The sequence below is a fragment of the Streptomyces sp. PSU-S4-23 genome (genome assembly GCF_055632315.1).
Window position 1 is genome coordinate 4,456,412 of record NZ_JBVMUU010000002.1, and the last position, 15,034, is coordinate 4,471,445.

General features: G+C 70.8%; 14 protein-coding genes, 1 tRNA gene and 1 pseudogene. 7 read left to right on the top strand and 9 right to left on the bottom strand.

The window, feature by feature from the left end:
• Positions 1-29: 29 nt before the first annotated feature.
• The gene (locus tag ACZ79I_RS20350; RefSeq protein WP_471498927.1) at positions 30-632 is read left to right on the top strand and encodes a hypothetical protein; all 603 of its coding nucleotides are present in this window, start codon (positions 30-32) and stop codon (positions 630-632) included.
• 257 nt (positions 633-889) lie between these two features.
• Here ACZ79I_RS20350 and ACZ79I_RS20355 read toward each other — a convergent pair whose 3' ends face one another.
• The 3 genes from ACZ79I_RS20355 to ACZ79I_RS20365 all read right to left on the bottom strand — a co-directional run bounded on the left by ACZ79I_RS20355 (position 890) and on the right by ACZ79I_RS20365 (position 4,006).
• On the bottom strand, positions 890-1,882 hold the full coding sequence (locus ACZ79I_RS20355; protein ID WP_471498928.1) for a DUF5926 family protein: 993 nt from the start codon (positions 1,880-1,882) through the stop codon (positions 890-892).
• Between the two features lie 576 nt (positions 1,883-2,458).
• A complete protein-coding gene (locus tag ACZ79I_RS20360; protein WP_471498929.1) occupies positions 2,459-3,001 on the bottom strand; it encodes an ATP-binding protein in 543 nt (180 codons plus the stop codon).
• A gap of 195 nt (positions 3,002-3,196) precedes the next feature.
• Complete coding sequence (locus tag ACZ79I_RS20365; protein WP_471498930.1) at positions 3,197-4,006, bottom strand: glycerophosphodiester phosphodiesterase; 810 nt, start codon at positions 4,004-4,006, stop codon at positions 3,197-3,199.
• Between the two features lie 280 nt (positions 4,007-4,286).
• On the opposite strand from ACZ79I_RS20365, the gene ACZ79I_RS20370 reads away from it, so the two are divergent.
• The 3 genes from ACZ79I_RS20370 (at position 4,287) to ACZ79I_RS20380 (ending at position 7,098) form a co-directional block, all read left to right on the top strand.
• Positions 4,287-5,771: a S1C family serine protease gene (locus ACZ79I_RS20370; RefSeq protein WP_471498931.1), complete on the top strand. Its 1,485-nt coding sequence runs from the start codon at positions 4,287-4,289 to the stop codon at positions 5,769-5,771.
• A 262-nt stretch (positions 5,772-6,033) separates the two neighbouring features.
• Positions 6,034-6,924 (top strand): GNAT family N-acetyltransferase, encoded by an 891-nt coding sequence (locus ACZ79I_RS20375; protein WP_471498932.1) that lies wholly within the window; start codon positions 6,034-6,036, stop codon positions 6,922-6,924.
• Positions 6,925-7,013: 89 nt separating this feature from the next.
• Positions 7,014-7,098: transfer RNA gene (locus tag ACZ79I_RS20380), tRNA-Ser, on the top strand.
• A gap of 146 nt (positions 7,099-7,244) precedes the next feature.
• Here the strand turns inward: ACZ79I_RS20380 and ACZ79I_RS20385 are convergent.
• The 3 genes and pseudogenes from ACZ79I_RS20385 to ACZ79I_RS20395 form a co-directional block, all read right to left on the bottom strand.
• Positions 7,245-7,529, bottom strand: a pseudogene (locus ACZ79I_RS20385) (UTRA domain-containing protein); the annotation flags it as partial.
• Positions 7,530-7,665: 136 nt separating this feature from the next.
• Positions 7,666-8,421 (bottom strand): hypothetical protein, encoded by a 756-nt coding sequence (locus ACZ79I_RS20390; protein ID WP_471498933.1) that lies wholly within the window; start codon positions 8,419-8,421, stop codon positions 7,666-7,668.
• 239 nt (positions 8,422-8,660) lie between these two features.
• A complete protein-coding gene (locus tag ACZ79I_RS20395) occupies positions 8,661-10,010 on the bottom strand; it encodes a helix-turn-helix domain-containing protein (RefSeq protein ID WP_471498934.1) in 1,350 nt (449 codons plus the stop codon).
• Between the two features lie 185 nt (positions 10,011-10,195).
• Between ACZ79I_RS20395 and ACZ79I_RS20400 the strand changes: the two genes are divergently transcribed.
• The 3 genes from ACZ79I_RS20400 to ACZ79I_RS20410 all read left to right on the top strand — a co-directional run bounded on the left by ACZ79I_RS20400 (position 10,196) and on the right by ACZ79I_RS20410 (position 12,281).
• On the top strand, positions 10,196-10,918 hold the full coding sequence (locus tag ACZ79I_RS20400) for a DUF4232 domain-containing protein (RefSeq protein WP_471498935.1): 723 nt from the start codon (positions 10,196-10,198) through the stop codon (positions 10,916-10,918).
• Positions 10,919-11,421: 503 nt separating this feature from the next.
• On the top strand, positions 11,422-11,826 hold the full coding sequence (locus ACZ79I_RS20405) for a hypothetical protein (protein ID WP_471498936.1): 405 nt from the start codon (positions 11,422-11,424) through the stop codon (positions 11,824-11,826).
• Positions 11,827-11,876: 50 nt separating this feature from the next.
• Positions 11,877-12,281 (top strand): hypothetical protein, encoded by a 405-nt coding sequence (locus ACZ79I_RS20410; RefSeq protein ID WP_471498937.1) that lies wholly within the window; start codon positions 11,877-11,879, stop codon positions 12,279-12,281.
• Positions 12,282-12,316: 35 nt separating this feature from the next.
• Here the strand turns inward: ACZ79I_RS20410 and ACZ79I_RS20415 are convergent, their stop codons facing one another.
• The 3 genes from ACZ79I_RS20415 to tgmA form a co-directional block, all read right to left on the bottom strand.
• On the bottom strand, positions 12,317-13,534 hold the full coding sequence (locus ACZ79I_RS20415) for an NAD(P)/FAD-dependent oxidoreductase (protein WP_471498938.1): 1,218 nt from the start codon (positions 13,532-13,534) through the stop codon (positions 12,317-12,319).
• Positions 13,535-13,802: 268 nt separating this feature from the next.
• Positions 13,803-14,774, bottom strand: a complete 972-nt coding sequence (gene tgmB, locus ACZ79I_RS20420; protein WP_471498939.1) for an ATP-grasp ribosomal peptide maturase — start codon at positions 14,772-14,774, stop codon at positions 13,803-13,805.
• A gap of 18 nt (positions 14,775-14,792) precedes the next feature.
• Positions 14,793-14,984 (bottom strand): putative ATP-grasp-modified RiPP, encoded by a 192-nt coding sequence (gene tgmA / locus ACZ79I_RS20425; RefSeq protein WP_388366037.1) that lies wholly within the window; start codon positions 14,982-14,984, stop codon positions 14,793-14,795.
• Positions 14,985-15,034 lie beyond the last annotated feature (50 nt).

A 15,034-nucleotide genomic window follows, 5' to 3' on the forward strand; every position in this document is an offset into this window, starting at 1 on the left:
CGCCGGTGATCGGCGGATATCTTCGGCTCATGCTGATTCGTCCTGGGGGGCACGGGAAACAGGAGCAGGAGACGGGCGTGCCGGGCCAGGACCGGCCCGAGCCGCACAGGCTGCGCCTGTTCGCGCTCATGGGCGTGGTGACGGTCGTGGCCGCGCTGCCGCTCGCCGTGGCCTCCGCCGGGCCGGTGGGTGACGCGGACCGTGACGCGATCCGCACGCTCCCGCACGATGACGCGAAACGGCCGACCTCCGCCCCCTCCGCGAGGCGGCTGGGCCTCGGTGCGGCCACCGCGGTCCGCTGCGGCCCCCAACTGTCCTCCCGGGAAGGCATCGAGGCGCAGACCTGCGTCATGACGCAGGACCGGGAGACCTGGGCGCGCACGTACTACCGCAACGCCACGGGCGGCCGGCTGATCTCCGTCCTGAGCTTCATGGGGCCCGGTGGCCGCACCATCGAGATGCGCTGCCCGGTGGCCGCGGCGAAGGACCCGAAGACCTGTGAGACGCCGCGGCAGCGCGTCGCGGGCGCTCCGAGCGCGTACTCGGCGGTCGTGGAGTTCGCCCGCAGCGACGGGAGCGGACCGCTGATGCTGCGCTCCGGAAGTGACGCCACCGGGCCGAGCGGACAGTAACGGGGCGGCTCCCCAAGGCAGTTGACGTCTCAACCCGTTTCGTCCACATGCGTGCACATGGAAAGACCCGGTTGCTGGCGACGGGGGATGCACCAGCAACCGGGCTACTGGAACGGTAACAAGAGATCGGCGGTTCGCAAATTCGATCTCGGCTATTCGGACATGGATTTACCTGTCGCAACGGGTACTTGTGACGGGAGTCACCCGTGGGGAGACTCCCGTACCGGCTGACCGGTCGGTCGGGCGATGTCCGGAGGTCAGCTCAGCGTCACCTGTCGGTTGGTCAGCCCGCCACGGGCCCGGCGCTCCTCGGCGGTGAGCGGTGCGTCCGACGCCAGAGCGGCCGTGAGGCGCTCGGCGAACGCGGCGGCCGGCTTCTCGACATCCTCCGCGCTCATCGCGCTCGGCAGGTCCCAGACCGGCACCGTGAGCCCGTGCGCGCGGAAGGACCCGACCAGGCGCGTGCCCTCGCCGAGGCCCGACTGCCCGGCCGGCTGCAGCCGCGCGAGAGCGTCCAGAAGCTGCTCCTCCGGGTACGGCATGACCCACCGCAGATGGTTCTTGTCCGGGGTCTCGCACCAGTACGCGGCGTCGACACCCCTGAGCTTCACGGTGGGGATGGCGGCGGCGTTGGCCCGCTCCAGGGAGGCGGTCACCTCGGGCGTCGCGTTCTCCACCTCGGGGACCCAGAACTCGAAGCCGCTGTGCACGACTGGCTCGAAGGCGCCTTCCGGGTCCAGCAGGTCCTGGAGGCGCGGACTGTCGGAGGGCGCGCGGCGGCCCTTGACCGGGGAGCCCGGTTCGGCGGTGAGGGCGCGCTGAAGGGTGTCCGCGAGGTCGCGGCTGAGGTCGCCCGACGCCGTGTCGTTCTGCAGGCCGAGCAGGACCGAGCCGTCGTCGCGGCGCAGCGCGGGCCACGCCATGGGCAGGACGGTGGCGAGCGTGACCGACGGCACGTCGTCGGGGACGATGCCTTCCCTGAGCTTCAGCTCGACGGTCGCCGCCGGCACCAGCTCGCGCAGCGCCACCCAGTCGCACTCGCCGGGAAGTCCCTCGAACGGGCGCTGCACCAGCTCGGTAGCCGCGTGCGCGGCGGCCCGGCCGTGACATGCCTTGTAGCGGCGGCCGCTGCCGCAGGGGCAGGGCTCCCGGGCGCCGACGACCGGAACATTCCCCTCGGCACCTGCGACGCGGGCACCGTCGGTGGACTGCGGGCGCTTGGCCTTGGTCTGGGGTCGCTTCTTGGCCATCGTGGGTGTCTCCCGGTTACGGCTCGTTTCGTACGGGCGCGAGCCTAGCCGCTCGTACGACGGTCGACGGGATCCTGTGGACAACGCACCGCGTCGTCCGCGTGAGGCGTCCGCCGACGGGGTTCGAAGCGCCTGGCGGCAGTGCCCGAGAGCGGGCAGGCGGGCCGCGGGTGCGGTGGTGCGGTGCGCGGTGGTGCGGTGCGCGGTGGTGCCGGGCCGGGACGGGCGGCGGAGCGACTCCGGAACTACGGTCGTCCGTGACGACGGGGTTCGTACGGGCAGCCGGATGCACGGGCAGCCGGTTGCACGAGCAGCCGTGTGCACGGGCAACCGGCTGCGTGGTCCTCCCGGCCCAGTCGCCGCGGCGGGCCGCCCGCCCTGACGCCGATTCAGACGCACCGTGCCTGTGCGCTCGTGGCCCCCGGTCGGAAGCTCTGACCGGGGGCCGGCCCGGAAAGCCCGCTCGGCACCTTGCTCGGAAACCCGCTCGGCACCTTGCTCGGGGAACCCCGCTCGGGGTTTTGCCCAGGCAGCCCTTCGTGCCGGCGCCTCAGGCACGCCCCGCCCAGGACCCGGTCAGTCCAGGTCGTCGAACGCGTCGGAGAAGTCCAGCCTCGCCATCTCCGACACGGAGGGTGCCGTCACGCGCGTGGCGAAGTCGTCGCGCCGGTTCGCCGAGGCGGCGTCGTCCTGGACGACGACCCACACCGTGACCTCACCGTGGACGTCGTCCCGTACGCCCCAGTCCTTGGCCAGTGCCGTGATGATGTTCAGCCCGCGGCCGCCGCGCGCGGTGACCGAGGGCGTCGCGGGCACCGGACGGGTCGGTCCGCCGCCGTCCGTCACCTCGACCGTGACACGTCCGGAGACGTCGACACGCCACGCGGCGCGCACGTCCCCGTCCCCCGCCAGGCTGTCGCCGAGTGGTCGGCCGTGGCGACAGGCATTGCTGAGCAGTTCCGAAAGAATCAATACGGCATCATCGATGACCGATTCCGACACTCCACCGGCACGCAGTTGCTCGCGCATCCGGTGCCGTGCCTCCCCCACGCCCGCAGGACCATGGGGCACGGCCATGCTCGACGACGTGGGCACCTCCTGTGCCACCACCAACGCCACCCCCGAGACCTCCTTCGCCCCACGCCACGGTGTGAATGCCCCCTTGGACCGGACCGGAAACCGACCCCCGTCCCGCTGCGGACGCACTCACACCGGTCGAACACGGAACGAACGCGCCGGTGCACTCCTCGTAGTCGAGTGGCTCGATTTCCCTGCTTATGCGGAGGAATGAAGGGGGCGGCAGGCGCGGGTCGTTCAGCGGCCGAGCTGGCTCAGCACCGCCCGCGGACGGTTGGTGATGATGGCGTCGACGCCCAGTTCGGCGCAGAGCCGCACGTCCTCAGGGTCGTTCACAGTCCAGACGTGCACCTGGCGGCCCGCCTGCTTCAGGCGCGTGACGTAGGCCGGATTGCTGCGCACGATCCGCATCGAAGGGCCCGCGATCCGGACACCCGCGGGCAGCCGCCCGTCCCGCAGCCGAGGGGAGAGGAACTGCAGCAGGTAGACCGTCGGCAGGGTGGGGGAGGCGGCCCGCACGCGCTGCAGGGACCGCGCCGAGAAGCTCATGATCCGCACCGTCGACGCACCCGGGGACTCCGGGGCGTCCAGGCCGAATCGCTTCAGCAGAAGCAGCAGCCGCTCCTCGACCTGTCCCGCCCAGCGCGTCGGATGCTTGGTCTCGATGGCCATCTCGATCGGGCGTCCGGCGTCCGCGACGAGTTCGAGCAGGCGCTCCAGGGTGAGGACGGAGGTGTGCTCGCGGTCCTCCGGGCGGTACTCCCAGTCGGGTTCCTCGTCGCGGCTCTTCCAGGAGCCGAAGTCCAGGGCGGCGAGATCGGCGAGCTCCAGGGCGGAGACCGCGCCGCGGCCGTTGGACGTACGGTTGACGCGTCGGTCGTGCACGCAGACCAGGTGCCCGTCCGCCGTGAGCCGGACGTCGCACTCGAGGGCGTCGGCACCGTCCTCGATCGCCTTCCTGTACGCGGCCAGGGTGTGCTCGGGGGCGTCTTCGGAGGCCCCGCGGTGGGCGACGACCTGGATCGGGTGCTGTCGTGCGTGGGTCACGGCGACATGGTGCCACCGTCGAGGGGAACGTGTGGGATCGGAGGGCGATGCGAGAGCATCGGGAAGGTGTCGGGGATGAGGAATATTGTTCCATCATGTCCGATATAAAGGATGGTCCGGGACCCACAGCCGCCGCTTATGGTGCTCTGACGCCCGGTGGGAAAAGCTTGACGGCGTACACAGAGACGTGCGCAGCCGAAATGCGCCCGGCGCCGCCCAGGACGGACGAGCGTGAGCGAGGGCGACCCAGTAGACCAGCCGTGGAACGAGGAGAAGAGCTGTGAGCACCGAGAACGAGGGCACTGCGGTACCCCCGGCCCCGTCTGCACCTCCCGTGCCGGTGGACGCTCCTGCTTCCGCGCCGGGCGCGGTCCCCCAAGGCCACGCGCCCTCCGCAGGGGCCGCCGGCCCGGCAGCGGGGAGCACTCCACCCGTGGGCGGCGCACCGTCCGGCCCGGGCGCTCCGCAGCCGGAAGGCGCGCCGACCGCGCAGCTCCCGCCCGTGCCTCCGGGACAGCCCGGGGCCTCCCCGGCCGCCGAGGCGGGCTGGCCGCCGCCTCCGCCGGCCACTCCCGCGTACACGGGAGGCGGCGGAGCGGGCGGCGCCTGGGGCGCCTCGTACCAGGACCCCGCCCCGAAGCCGAAGAGGGGCCGCGGCGGGCTGGTCGCCGCGGTCATCGTCGCCGCGCTGGTCGCGGGCGGCGTCGGCGGCGGCATCGGATACCAGCTGGCCAGGAACGACGACTCCACCGGCTCGACCACCGTCTCCGCCGCCACCAGCGGCGGTGATGTCAAGCACACCACCGGGTCCATCGCGAACGTGGCCGCCAGAGCGCTGCCGAGCACGGTGACGATCGAGGCCGAGAGCACCAGCGGCCAGGGCGGCACCGGCACGGGCTTCGTCTTCGACACGCAGGGACACATCGTCACCAACAACCACGTCGTCGCGGACGCGGTCGACGGCGGCAAGCTCACGGCGACGTTCCCCGACGGCAAGAAGTACGACGCCGAGATCATCGGGCACGCGCAGGGCTACGACGTCGCCGTCATCAAGCTCAAGAACGCCCCGTCGGGCCTCAAGCCCCTCCCCCTCGGCAACTCGGACAAGGTGGCGGTCGGCGACTCGACGATCGCGATCGGCGCGCCCTTCGGCCTGTCGAACACGGTGACCACGGGCATCATCAGCGCCAAGAACCGCCCGGTGGCCTCCAGCGACGGCAGCGCCACCAGCAGGGCCTCGTACATGAACGCCCTGCAGACGGACGCCTCGATCAACCCGGGCAACTCCGGCGGACCCCTTCTCGACGCTAGCGGCGCGGTCATCGGCATCAACTCGGCGATCCAGTCGACCAACGGCGGCGGCCTGGGCGGCAGCGGCCAGTCCGGCTCGATCGGCCTGGGCTTCGCGATCCCGATCAACCAGGCCAAGTACGTCGCCCAGCAGCTCATCAAGACGGGCAAGCCGGTCTACGCGAAGATCGGTGCCTCCGTCTCGCTGCAGGACAGCACCAACGGGGCGAAGATCACCGACCAGGGTGTGAGCGGATCGGCCGCGGTCGAATCCGGCGGCCCCGCGGACAAGGCGGGCCTGAAGCCGGGCGATGTGATCACCAAGCTCGACGACAGGGTGATCGACAGCGGCCCGACCCTGATCGGCGAGATCTGGACCCACCAGCCCGGCGACAAGGTCACGGTCACCTACGAGCGTGACGGCAAGTCCCACACGGTCGAACTCACGCTGGGCTCCCGCGTCGGCGACAGCTGACCCCCGCGGCCGGTCCCCGGATACCCGGGCGCCCGTGCCGACCCGATCCCCTTGTCCCCGCGCCCGCCGATCACGGCGGGCGCGGCGGGCGCGGGGCGGGCCGCCCGAGCGGCCTCAGCGGCCTGGCGACATGGACCCGCATACCCGCTGGTCAGCCATCCTCTGGCGCCCGGTCACGGACGAGTGGCCTACGCCGCCGGTTCTACGGGTTCTTCGAAGAAGAACCACGGGCGCACGCCTGCCGCATGCGAAAACATGAGGCATGCGACCGGACGACTGGCACCTCACCGAAGACGTCGACGACTTCCTCGCCCAAGCCGGGGACTTCCTGCGCTCGCGGCCTGGTCCGCACGTCATGCAGCTGACGTGGGCCGAGAGAGTGCGAACGCGTGGGGCCGACGCGTTCGGCATCAAGACCCCCGTCTTCGGCATGCTGGAGCGAGCGGGCGAGATCCACGCCACCTTCTTCCGCCTTCCGCCCCGTGGTCTGGGCCTCTCCCCGCTCACACCCGAGCAGGCCGACTCACTCGCCGCCCGCCTGGCCGCCCTCGGGCACTCCCTTCCCCGCGTCAGCGCGGACCACAGCACCGCCACCGCTTTCGCCGAGGCATGGCAGCGGCACACCGGCACGACGCCGACACTTCACGACACGCGGCTCCGCCTGTACCGCCTCGGCACGCTCACCCCGCCGGAGCCGCTGCCGGCGGGCCGGGGCCGGGTCCTTGGCGACCAGGACCTTGAGCAAGCCATGTTCTGGTGCGGCGAGTTCGCCAAGGCCGTCGGGGAAGACGTCTCCGTCGACGCCGACACGTGGGCCGGCACCCGCTTCGCCGACAAGCGCTACACGCTCTGGGAGACCCCGGACGGCACTCCCGTCTCTGTCGCGGGCATGAACCCGTTGATCGGCGGCCAGATCCAGGTGGACATCGTCTACACCCCGGCCCACCTGCGCGGCCGCGGCTACGCGGGCGCCGTGACGGCGGAGGTGAGCCGGGCCGCGCTGGCGGCGGGCGCGAGGGACGTCGTCCTGTTCGCGGACCTGTCCAACCCCACCAGCAACGCCCTCTACCAGCGCCTCGGCTATCGCACGCTGTCCGACTGGGCGGCGTACGACTTCCACGACTCCTCGTACACCGCACCGAAAGCCGGTTGAGAACCGGGGGCCCGTGCGGACCACGCAACCCGCGAGACGCCCGGGGCCGGTACGCTGTACCCGCTCCGCCCCTGGTGGACGGGGCGGGAGGTGGGTTGCCCGAGCGGCCTAAGGGAACGGTCTTGAAAACCGTCGTGGCGCAAGCCACCGTGGGTTCAAATCCCACACCCACCGCACCTCGATCACGGCCCCTGACCAGGCAAGACGGTCGGGGGCCGTCGCCGTACGCGCTGCCCGCCGGACACCGCCGTTCCCCCTGGTTTCCCGCCCTGTCGGGCACGGAAGGGGCACGCCTGGGGGCACGACCCGAGGGCCTTGGATCATGGCCTGAGGGGCTGCTGGCTACCGGTTACGGGAATCTCGTACACGATCTCGCAGTGGGCGGCAGGCACGACGATGTCCGCCGTCTCGACGGGTCGTCCCTGGTCGCTGTAGTAGGTCCGCCGGATGTGGGTGACGAGAGCGGCCTTCTGGATGCCGAGCAGCGAGGCTTCCTCGGCGGTGGCCTGCCGGGACTCGGGTTGCTCCACGGCGTGGCTGACGGTGACGCCGATGGCGGCCATGCGGTTGACGACGCCTTGTCCGGTGTGCGGGCCCCCTCGGGGGGACGAGGGTGTCGGCCGTGAGGCCGCCGCTGCCGATGCACTCGAGGAAACGGACCCCGAGGCGGCCTGAATACCTTGCGCCACCAGGACCACCGCGGCACACGAGCGGATACTGCTGCGCTACTGGTGAAGCCGATCAGGGGCCAGCCGCGTCCAGGATACGTTCGCGTAGCCGGCTCACACCCTCGGCCACGGCTTGTGGAACGGCCTCGTTCCACTGGCGGGCCGTCTCCTCCAGTGCTTCGGTGAAGACCTGGCGCAGGCGCCGACGGAACATCAGGAGGCCGGCGGCGGCCACCGGACGCAGGAAGGAGCGTCCGCGCAGCGACAGGACGAGCCGCGCCTCCCACCGGCCGTCGCCGTGCGGCCGAGGCGTCGCCCGCAGGGTGGCCCTGGCAAGACGGTGTCTGACACGGGCCTCGAACGGCGCGCCGGTCGGGCGCCGTCCCGCAGCCGCATCCCACCAGGAACGCAGGTCGACACGGGCGTCGCCCTGCGCATGCCTCAGCGACCGCCATCGGCCGTGGACCTGTACAGAGCCACTGAATTCGGCCTGGACAGGCCGGTCGACGGTGCGCAGTGAGGCTTCCAGGACCACGACGACGCCTTCGTCCGCGAGCGCGTGTTCCAGGCGCAGGGCCGGGGCGCTGCCCCACTGCCGCACAGTGAGGCGTGTGTACTGCTGCTCGTCCTCGGACTCGTACACCGCGCCGGGCGACAGATGGCACCCCTCTGCCAACCGCACCTGGGGCACAGTCCGTCCGTCGGGAAGCAGTACCCGCCCGCCCTCGGCGCGGGTCTCCCGCGCCACGCCGTGCAGCACGCGGAGAGCCTGCTCGAACCAGAGTCGGGGCACGGACTCGACGATCACCGAGTGACTGATGCGGACCATCGGTTCAGCGTGGCCCGTCCGGTTCCGTACGGGCAGGGGCCCGTGCTGCAGTTCCATGACCGGGACATTGCCGCACACCGGCAATGTCGAGAAGGCGTCCGCACCGCATGATCTCCGGTGCCATCTCCTTCGACCCTGCCGGCGGCCCACCGCTCGGGAGTGCCGGGTCCACACGATCGTAGTGCGGTTCTCGCGCTCGCACTCAGGCCGGCCCCCGTGCATGAGCGGCTGTCCTTCTGTCAGCTGTCCCGTTTGATCCACTCGCTGCCGCCGAGCGGGTAGTCGTAGCCCGGGCGGCCCACGTCGGCGCTGGTGCGGAACGGCGTGCCGTCGTTGTCGATGTGGACGGTGCCGCGGCGGCTGCCGCTGGACCAGTCAAGGGTGAGGTCCCAGCGAACGTCGTGGGCCTTGGTGTGGGCGGTGACGTAGAAGACCTCCGGGTCGGACTCGCTGACCTTGTACGGGAAGTCGCGCTGGCCGTTCTTGACGGTGACCGTGGGACTGCCGTTGTCGAGGTCGATGTCGAACGACTTCGTGTCGACGTTGCCGCCGCAGCCGACGCCCATCGAGTAGTCGTTCCAGGCGAGTGGCGCGCCCTTGCTGAGGACGCGCACGTGCAACGCCTCCAGGACGACGGTGTCCTCGCCGGTGCCCTGGACGGTGAGGGCGATCTCCTGATCGGCCGAGGACACCGCCCCGTACGCGGCGGCCCAGCGCGGTGCGTCCTGCTCGCTCGCCGGCGGGCCGACCTGCTCGGGTTCGCTGTTGACGAGGAAGTGCTGGCTGCACGGGTCGTCGTAGACGTAGGGACGGGTGCCGACGTTGAGCGGGAGGGCGTCGGCGGCGCTGCCGTCGGTGCCGAGGGCCCCGCCCTGCTTGCCGCCGTCCTTCGGGGTGCCGGGCCCCCCGGACTCGGTGGCGCCGGCGGAGGCCGATGCGGACGGTTCGTGTCCCTTCGCGCTCGGGGACGGGGAGGCGGACGGCTTCCCGGCGTCCGCCGTGCCGGTGGTCGTGGCGGTGGCACCGGCCGCCTGCCGGCCGCCCGTGTCCTTTCCGGCGGCGAACGGACGCACGGTGAGCACGACGGCTCCCAGCACGGCGACCACCGCGAGGGAGGCGATCAGCACGCTACGGCGTGGCGGTGCGAGTCGGCGCGGCACATCGAGGACGGCCGGTTCGTCGTCCTCGGCCTCGCCGCGTCCGTGCGGTGCCGGCGATCCTGGTTCCACCTCGTCGACCGTTTGCGCCGCCGCATCAGCCGAACCGGCCCTCTGAGCCGAACCGGCCCTCTGAGCCGAACCCGTCGCCGCGACCTGATCCGCCCTGCTCCCTCTTGCCGCGTCCGCCAGGACCCAGCGCCGGTGCAACTCGACCAGCTCGTCCGGCGTCGCGCGGCAGACCCTTGCGAGGCGCTCCACAGGTGCGTACTCGATGGGCACCGCTGTGCCGTTGCAGTAGCGGTGCAGCGTCGACGTGCTCATGTGCAGCCGCTTGGCGAGGGCTCCGTAGCTCAGTCCCGAGCGGTCCTTGAGTTCCCGCAGCAGCCGCGCGAAGGCCTCCGTTCCGCCGGCCCCTGTCGCCCCTGGCACCCGTTCCCCATCCTCTCGTGTTCCAGTCCCGCGTTCCAGGGCCACTGCTTTCTCCCTGGTCAGAGCGCATTCCGCCGTTCCAGCATCCCCAACTGCCCGCCGGGTGTGGCGGTTGGGACAGATCGCCTCACAAGCTTCGGTCATCCAATCACTACCCGCATCCGAACACCGAAGGGCACGGCCACATGTCCGACCTCCGCACCTACCGCACTCGTCTCGTCGGCGCCGCCGCGACCGTCGTTCTCGCCGCGCTCTCCCTGACCGCGTGCAGCGACGGCACAGGCGTCCACGACGAGGGCGCCTCGGCGGCCACCACACCGACCGTGAACTCGTCCTCCGGCCCTTTGCCGTCCAGTACTTCGTCTTCCGGCTCCGGCTCAGACTTCTCCTCCCGGGGGGCAGGGACCGCCGACGGCACCGCAAGGCCCGCCGCGGACACCTCTGCCACCTCTGCGTCGAAAGCGCCTGTCCCCTCCGGCAAGCCGGTCACCTGCGAGGCGTCCAACACCAAGACGGTCGCGGCCCCGCTGAACCGCCCCGTGAACCACCTGCTGCTCACCGTGACCAACACCGGCGGCAAGAGCTGCTACCTCTACGGCTATCCCGCCGTCCGCTTCGGCGAGGCCCAGGCCGTGCCTCCGGTCATCGAGGACTCGCAGCCGCAGGCGGTGGTCACGCTGGAGCCGGGCGAGTCCGGCTACGCCTCGGTGAACCTGTCCGCCGCCGACGGCAGCGGCTCGAACGGCCACACCGTGAACTCGCTGACCGTCTACTTCCGCGGTCGCTCCGGCAACGCGAGTGTCGGCGCGGGCGCTCACCCGACACTGCCCGCGACGGGTGTCTACGTCGACGACTCGCTCAAGGCCACGTACTGGCAGCAGTCGATGGACGACGCCCTCGACTGGTGACGCCCGAGCGCGTACTCGAAGAACCGGCCCTACAGACCCGAACAGGCAGGTGACTTACCATGCGCAGCATCCGCAGGATCTCCCGCTTCGTGACCGCCTACGCCGGCGCTGCCTTCCAAGTGATCGTCTTGGGCGGCACAAGCCGGCTCCCGGACGCGTGTTCTGCCCTCCCCGCCTCGTCGGTCGAGCGCGTGTCCGCCCGGGCTCGGCAGCCGTGATTGCCGAAAGATCTTGAAAACCGTCGTGGCGCGAGCCGCCGTGGGTTCACATCCCACACCCACCGCGCAGGCGAGCGGCCCCTGACCAGGCTATATGGTCAGGGGTGTCTTTCTTGCCGGACCCTTTCCGGCACGCCGGGGTGAGGCCCGTCGGTGAGAGGACGGGGCCCCACCTACGCGTACGGAAACTTGCCGCCCATGCACAGGCGGTGTGCTCAGGTACTCGGGTGGGGGCTGAGTATGTGCGCTCTGGTCGGCGGTGGGGTGAGCCGCAACGCTTGGGACATGCGCCAAGGACTGAGGAAGCCCGCTCTCCAGCTGTTGTCGATCCTCGTGCTGACCTGCGTATCGCTGGTGGTGTGGGCTGCCTGGCTGGGGTGGGACCAGCATCGCGATGTGCAGCCGGACGGTACGACGACCGGCCCGTACGAGGCGTGGCAGGTGATCGGGCTGGTGCTGACGTTGCTGGCACCGGTGTACTGGGCGGCATCCCGGCGCTACATCGCAGGCGCCGTGCTGGGCACCACGACCGGCCTGACCGTTGCCGCCTACGGCGACTGGTCGGACGATTCCAGCGGCCTCTTCGTGGTCGGCGTGGGCATGGTCATGATGGGGAGCCTGGTCGTGACCGCCGTCGTCTCCGCCGTGATCGCCTCTGCCGAACGGCACGGTCGACGGATCGGAGCCTGACGGCACGCCGAGCCGTCCCCTGAGAACCGCCGCGAAGAGATGGGCGGGCCATGGACCTCGTCCTTGACCCGCCGGGTCATCGTCCTCGTGGATCATGTCGCCGAGGACGGCACACCGAAGATCCTGACGAGAGCACTCTCCCGCTCACCGGCGCGGCCGTCGGCGACCGCATCATCACCGACCTCGCGGTCATCGACGTGACGGCCGCCGGCCTGCACCTTGCCGAGCGCGGGGCCTGCGTGCAGCCCGACGAGCTCAGGACGCTGACAGACGCGCCCGTGCATGGGCCGGTTCGCGCCGTGTCCCACGATCTGCGGTCGATGTCCAAGCCGATGGAGCAGGCCTGTCCCCCCGGTGATCCGGACCACGGCCGGTGGCCCTGCCGGCTCCGCGCGGCTGCCGCCTCGCGCTGCGCGGGTGCCGCCGGCGGCGCCGACGATCGGCGCCGCCGGTGACGTGAGCGCGGGGCGAGGCGGCAGGATGCGTGCGGTCAGGCGCGGCCCTTGAGCATGCCGTGCCAGTAGAGGACGGGCAGACCGTAACGCTTGAGCACCCACATGTCGGTGCGCTCCTTGGTGGTGTTGATGAACGGCATGCTGGGGACGGGCTTCGGCTCGTAGTCGAACTCGGCGAGCAGCATCTTGTTGCGCGCCGTGACCAGCGGACACGAGGTGTAACCGTCGTAGCTCTTCGGAGCCCGGCTCTCGCCCTTCATCTCGGCCAGCATGTTGGCGACCACGGTGGGAGCCTGCTTGCGTACGGCGGCACCGGTCCGCGCCGTGGGCAGGTTGGCGGCGTCGCCCAGAGCGAAGACGTTCTTGTAGCGGGTGTGCTGGAGGGAGTGCTTGTCGACCGAGATGTAGCCGACGGGGGTCCCGTCGGACAGCGGGCCGGCCTTGACCCAGTCCGGGGCGCTCATCGGCGGAACCGCGTGGACCATGGCGTAGTCGAGGGTCTCCTCGGTGCCGGCGGCGCGGTCGGCGATGGTCACCCTGCCGGCGGGGCCGTCGATGGCGACCATCTCAGAGCTGAAACGCACCTCGATGCCGTAGCGGGCTGCGACCTTTTCCAGAACGCGGCGCCAGACCGGCACCCCGAACATGGAATCGCCGGGCAGCACGAGGATGACCCGGATGCGGTCGAGCACGCCCTGCTTGCGCCAGTAGTCGCAGGCCAGATAGGCGATCTTCTGCGGAGCGCCACCGCATTTGATCATGCCGGCGGGCTGGGTGAACACCGCGGTGCCCGAACGGGTCTTCTTGATGAGCTCCCAGGTGTGGGGGGCGTACTCATGGGAGTAGTTGCTGGCGACGTTGTTCTTCCCGATGGTCTCCTCCAGACCGGGGACCTTGCCCCAGTCCAGCTGCATCCCGGGGGCCATCACGAGGTAGTCGTAGCCGATGGTGCGACCCGTGGAGGTGGTGACGGTCTGCGCCTCGGGGTCGACGGCGGTGGCTGCCTCGCGTATCCAGTTCACGCCCTTGGGCATGACCGAAGCCTCGGAACGGCGAGTGGTCTCCAGCGGGGCCTGGCCCCCGCCGACCAGCGTCCACAGTGGCTGGTACCAGTGGGTGTCGGTGGGGTCGAGCAGCGCGATGTCGGTCACGCCTGCGCGCCGCAGCCGGGCAGCGGTGGTGATGCCGGCGGTGCCTCCACCGACGATCAGCACGCGGTGGCGGGTCCGACCGGAGCCTGAGTCACGGGCCATCGAGGTTTCCTTTCTAAACCACATTCCCCAGTGCGGGGGCTCGAGCCCCATGGGGAGGGACGAGCTTCCGCAGTATGAAGGGGAATCGCTCGATAAGAGTCCTTCCGGTCGAGAATTTGCCTCAAAGGCAAAAGCAGAAGATTGCCGGCAGGCGGTTTCACTGGAGAGAAGCGGCCGACTGTTCGAGGGGAAAGCACCGCCTCGGCATCATCGGTCCGGCGCTCGAGCGGACACCGCCACCGACAGCGCCCGGTGGGCGCGGACCGCCCTATACGGGCCCGGCACCGGCCGACGGCTGATGTAGCGGTGTACGGGCCTTGCCCTGTGACAGCCACAGGGCGACCGCCTCCGAGATCGGCTGGCCGGTCTGCAGCTCGATGAAACCGAACTGGCCGCCCTGGTTGCACTCGAGGAACCACCAGACGCCGTCCTCGTCCTCAGCGAAGTCGAAGGCGGCGTAGGCCAGTCCGGCGAGGGTGAGGTACTCGTGCACCGACCTGCCGATGCGTTCGGGCACCAGGACCGCCTCCCAGGCGTGCTCGGTGTCGCCGTATCGCCCGTCGACCTGGCCGGGCCCGGCCGTCTTCCGCGCGGCGAACAGCCGGCCACCGACACAGGTCAGGCGGATGTCCGCGCGCTTCGGTACGTACCGCTGCAGCAGCGCGGGGCCGGCCGCGACGGCGGAGAAGTCCGCGCCGGGGCCGATCAGGGTCGTGGGCAGGGCCAGCCCGGGATCACCGGGGGGCGGCCCCGAGGCGGACTTCACCACCACGTTCGTGTGCTCCTCGGCGAACTGCTGCGCCAGGCGCGGGGCGGTGGTGAAGACCGTGGGCGGTACGGCGAACCCGCTGAGGTGAGCGATCCTCAACTGCCAGGGTTTCAGGCGGGCGCGGTCGGCGTTGCATGGATGGTTCATCCAGCGGGCAGGGGCGGAGTAGAGCATTCCATACAGTGCCTGACGGGTCTCGGCGGTCAGCCACGGCGAGGGGTGTGCCGCTCGCGCCGCCGGTTCGCCGGGTCTGCGCACCCATACGGAACGCAGGCCCCCCATGCTGAGCACATGCCCGTTCACCGACAGGTGGCCCTCGAAGTCGCCGTAGGCGTAGTCGGCGGACAGCACGGCCTTGCCCGGCAGGTCGGCCGGGTCGAGCCGCATGACGGGGGTCCCCGTCTCGTGCAGCCGGGCGACCACCATGTCGGCGGTCACGTCCTCCTCGGACGTGAGGATCAGTACGGTCATTCGCTTGCGGGTCGTCGGTCAGTCGTCGAAATGTGTCTGGGAGCCCGCGGTGGACGTCGTCGTGCCGACCGCCAGGAGAAGGTCGGGATCGCTGACGGCCGGGCGGCCGTCGGGAAGCACGTTCAGTTGACGCGACTCGTCGAAGCGGTACGGCGTCACCACGGCCGGAAGCACCTTCGGGAAGGCGTAGTTGAGGGTGAACGGTCGCACGCGAAACCTCCAAGTTCGCACGTTGACTGCGTGCAGTCCCTTACGCGTCG

What these genes read in the sequence shown, in the direction of transcription:
- ACZ79I_RS20410 (WP_471498937.1), top strand. Translation starts at nt 11,877, where the DNA reads ATGGACCTCGTCCTTGACCCGCCGGGTCATCGTCCTCGTGGATCATGT.
- ACZ79I_RS20400 (WP_471498935.1), top strand. Translation starts at nt 10,196, where the DNA reads ATGTCCGACCTCCGCACCTACCGCACTCGTCTCGTCGGCGCCGCCGCG.
- ACZ79I_RS20405 (WP_471498936.1), top strand. Translation starts at nt 11,422, where the DNA reads ATGCGCCAAGGACTGAGGAAGCCCGCTCTCCAGCTGTTGTCGATCCTC.
- ACZ79I_RS20355 (WP_471498928.1), bottom strand. Translation starts at nt 1,882, where the DNA reads ATGGCCAAGAAGCGACCCCAGACCAAGGCCAAGCGCCCGCAGTCCACC.
- tgmB (WP_471498939.1), bottom strand. Translation starts at nt 14,774, where the DNA reads ATGACCGTACTGATCCTCACGTCCGAGGAGGACGTGACCGCCGACATG.
- ACZ79I_RS20390 (WP_471498933.1), bottom strand. Translation starts at nt 8,421, where the DNA reads ATGGTCCGCATCAGTCACTCGGTGATCGTCGAGTCCGTGCCCCGACTC.
- ACZ79I_RS20375 (WP_471498932.1), top strand. Translation starts at nt 6,034, where the DNA reads ATGCGACCGGACGACTGGCACCTCACCGAAGACGTCGACGACTTCCTC.
- ACZ79I_RS20415 (WP_471498938.1), bottom strand. Translation starts at nt 13,534, where the DNA reads ATGGCCCGTGACTCAGGCTCCGGTCGGACCCGCCACCGCGTGCTGATC.
- ACZ79I_RS20350 (WP_471498927.1), top strand. Translation starts at nt 30, where the DNA reads ATGCTGATTCGTCCTGGGGGGCACGGGAAACAGGAGCAGGAGACGGGC.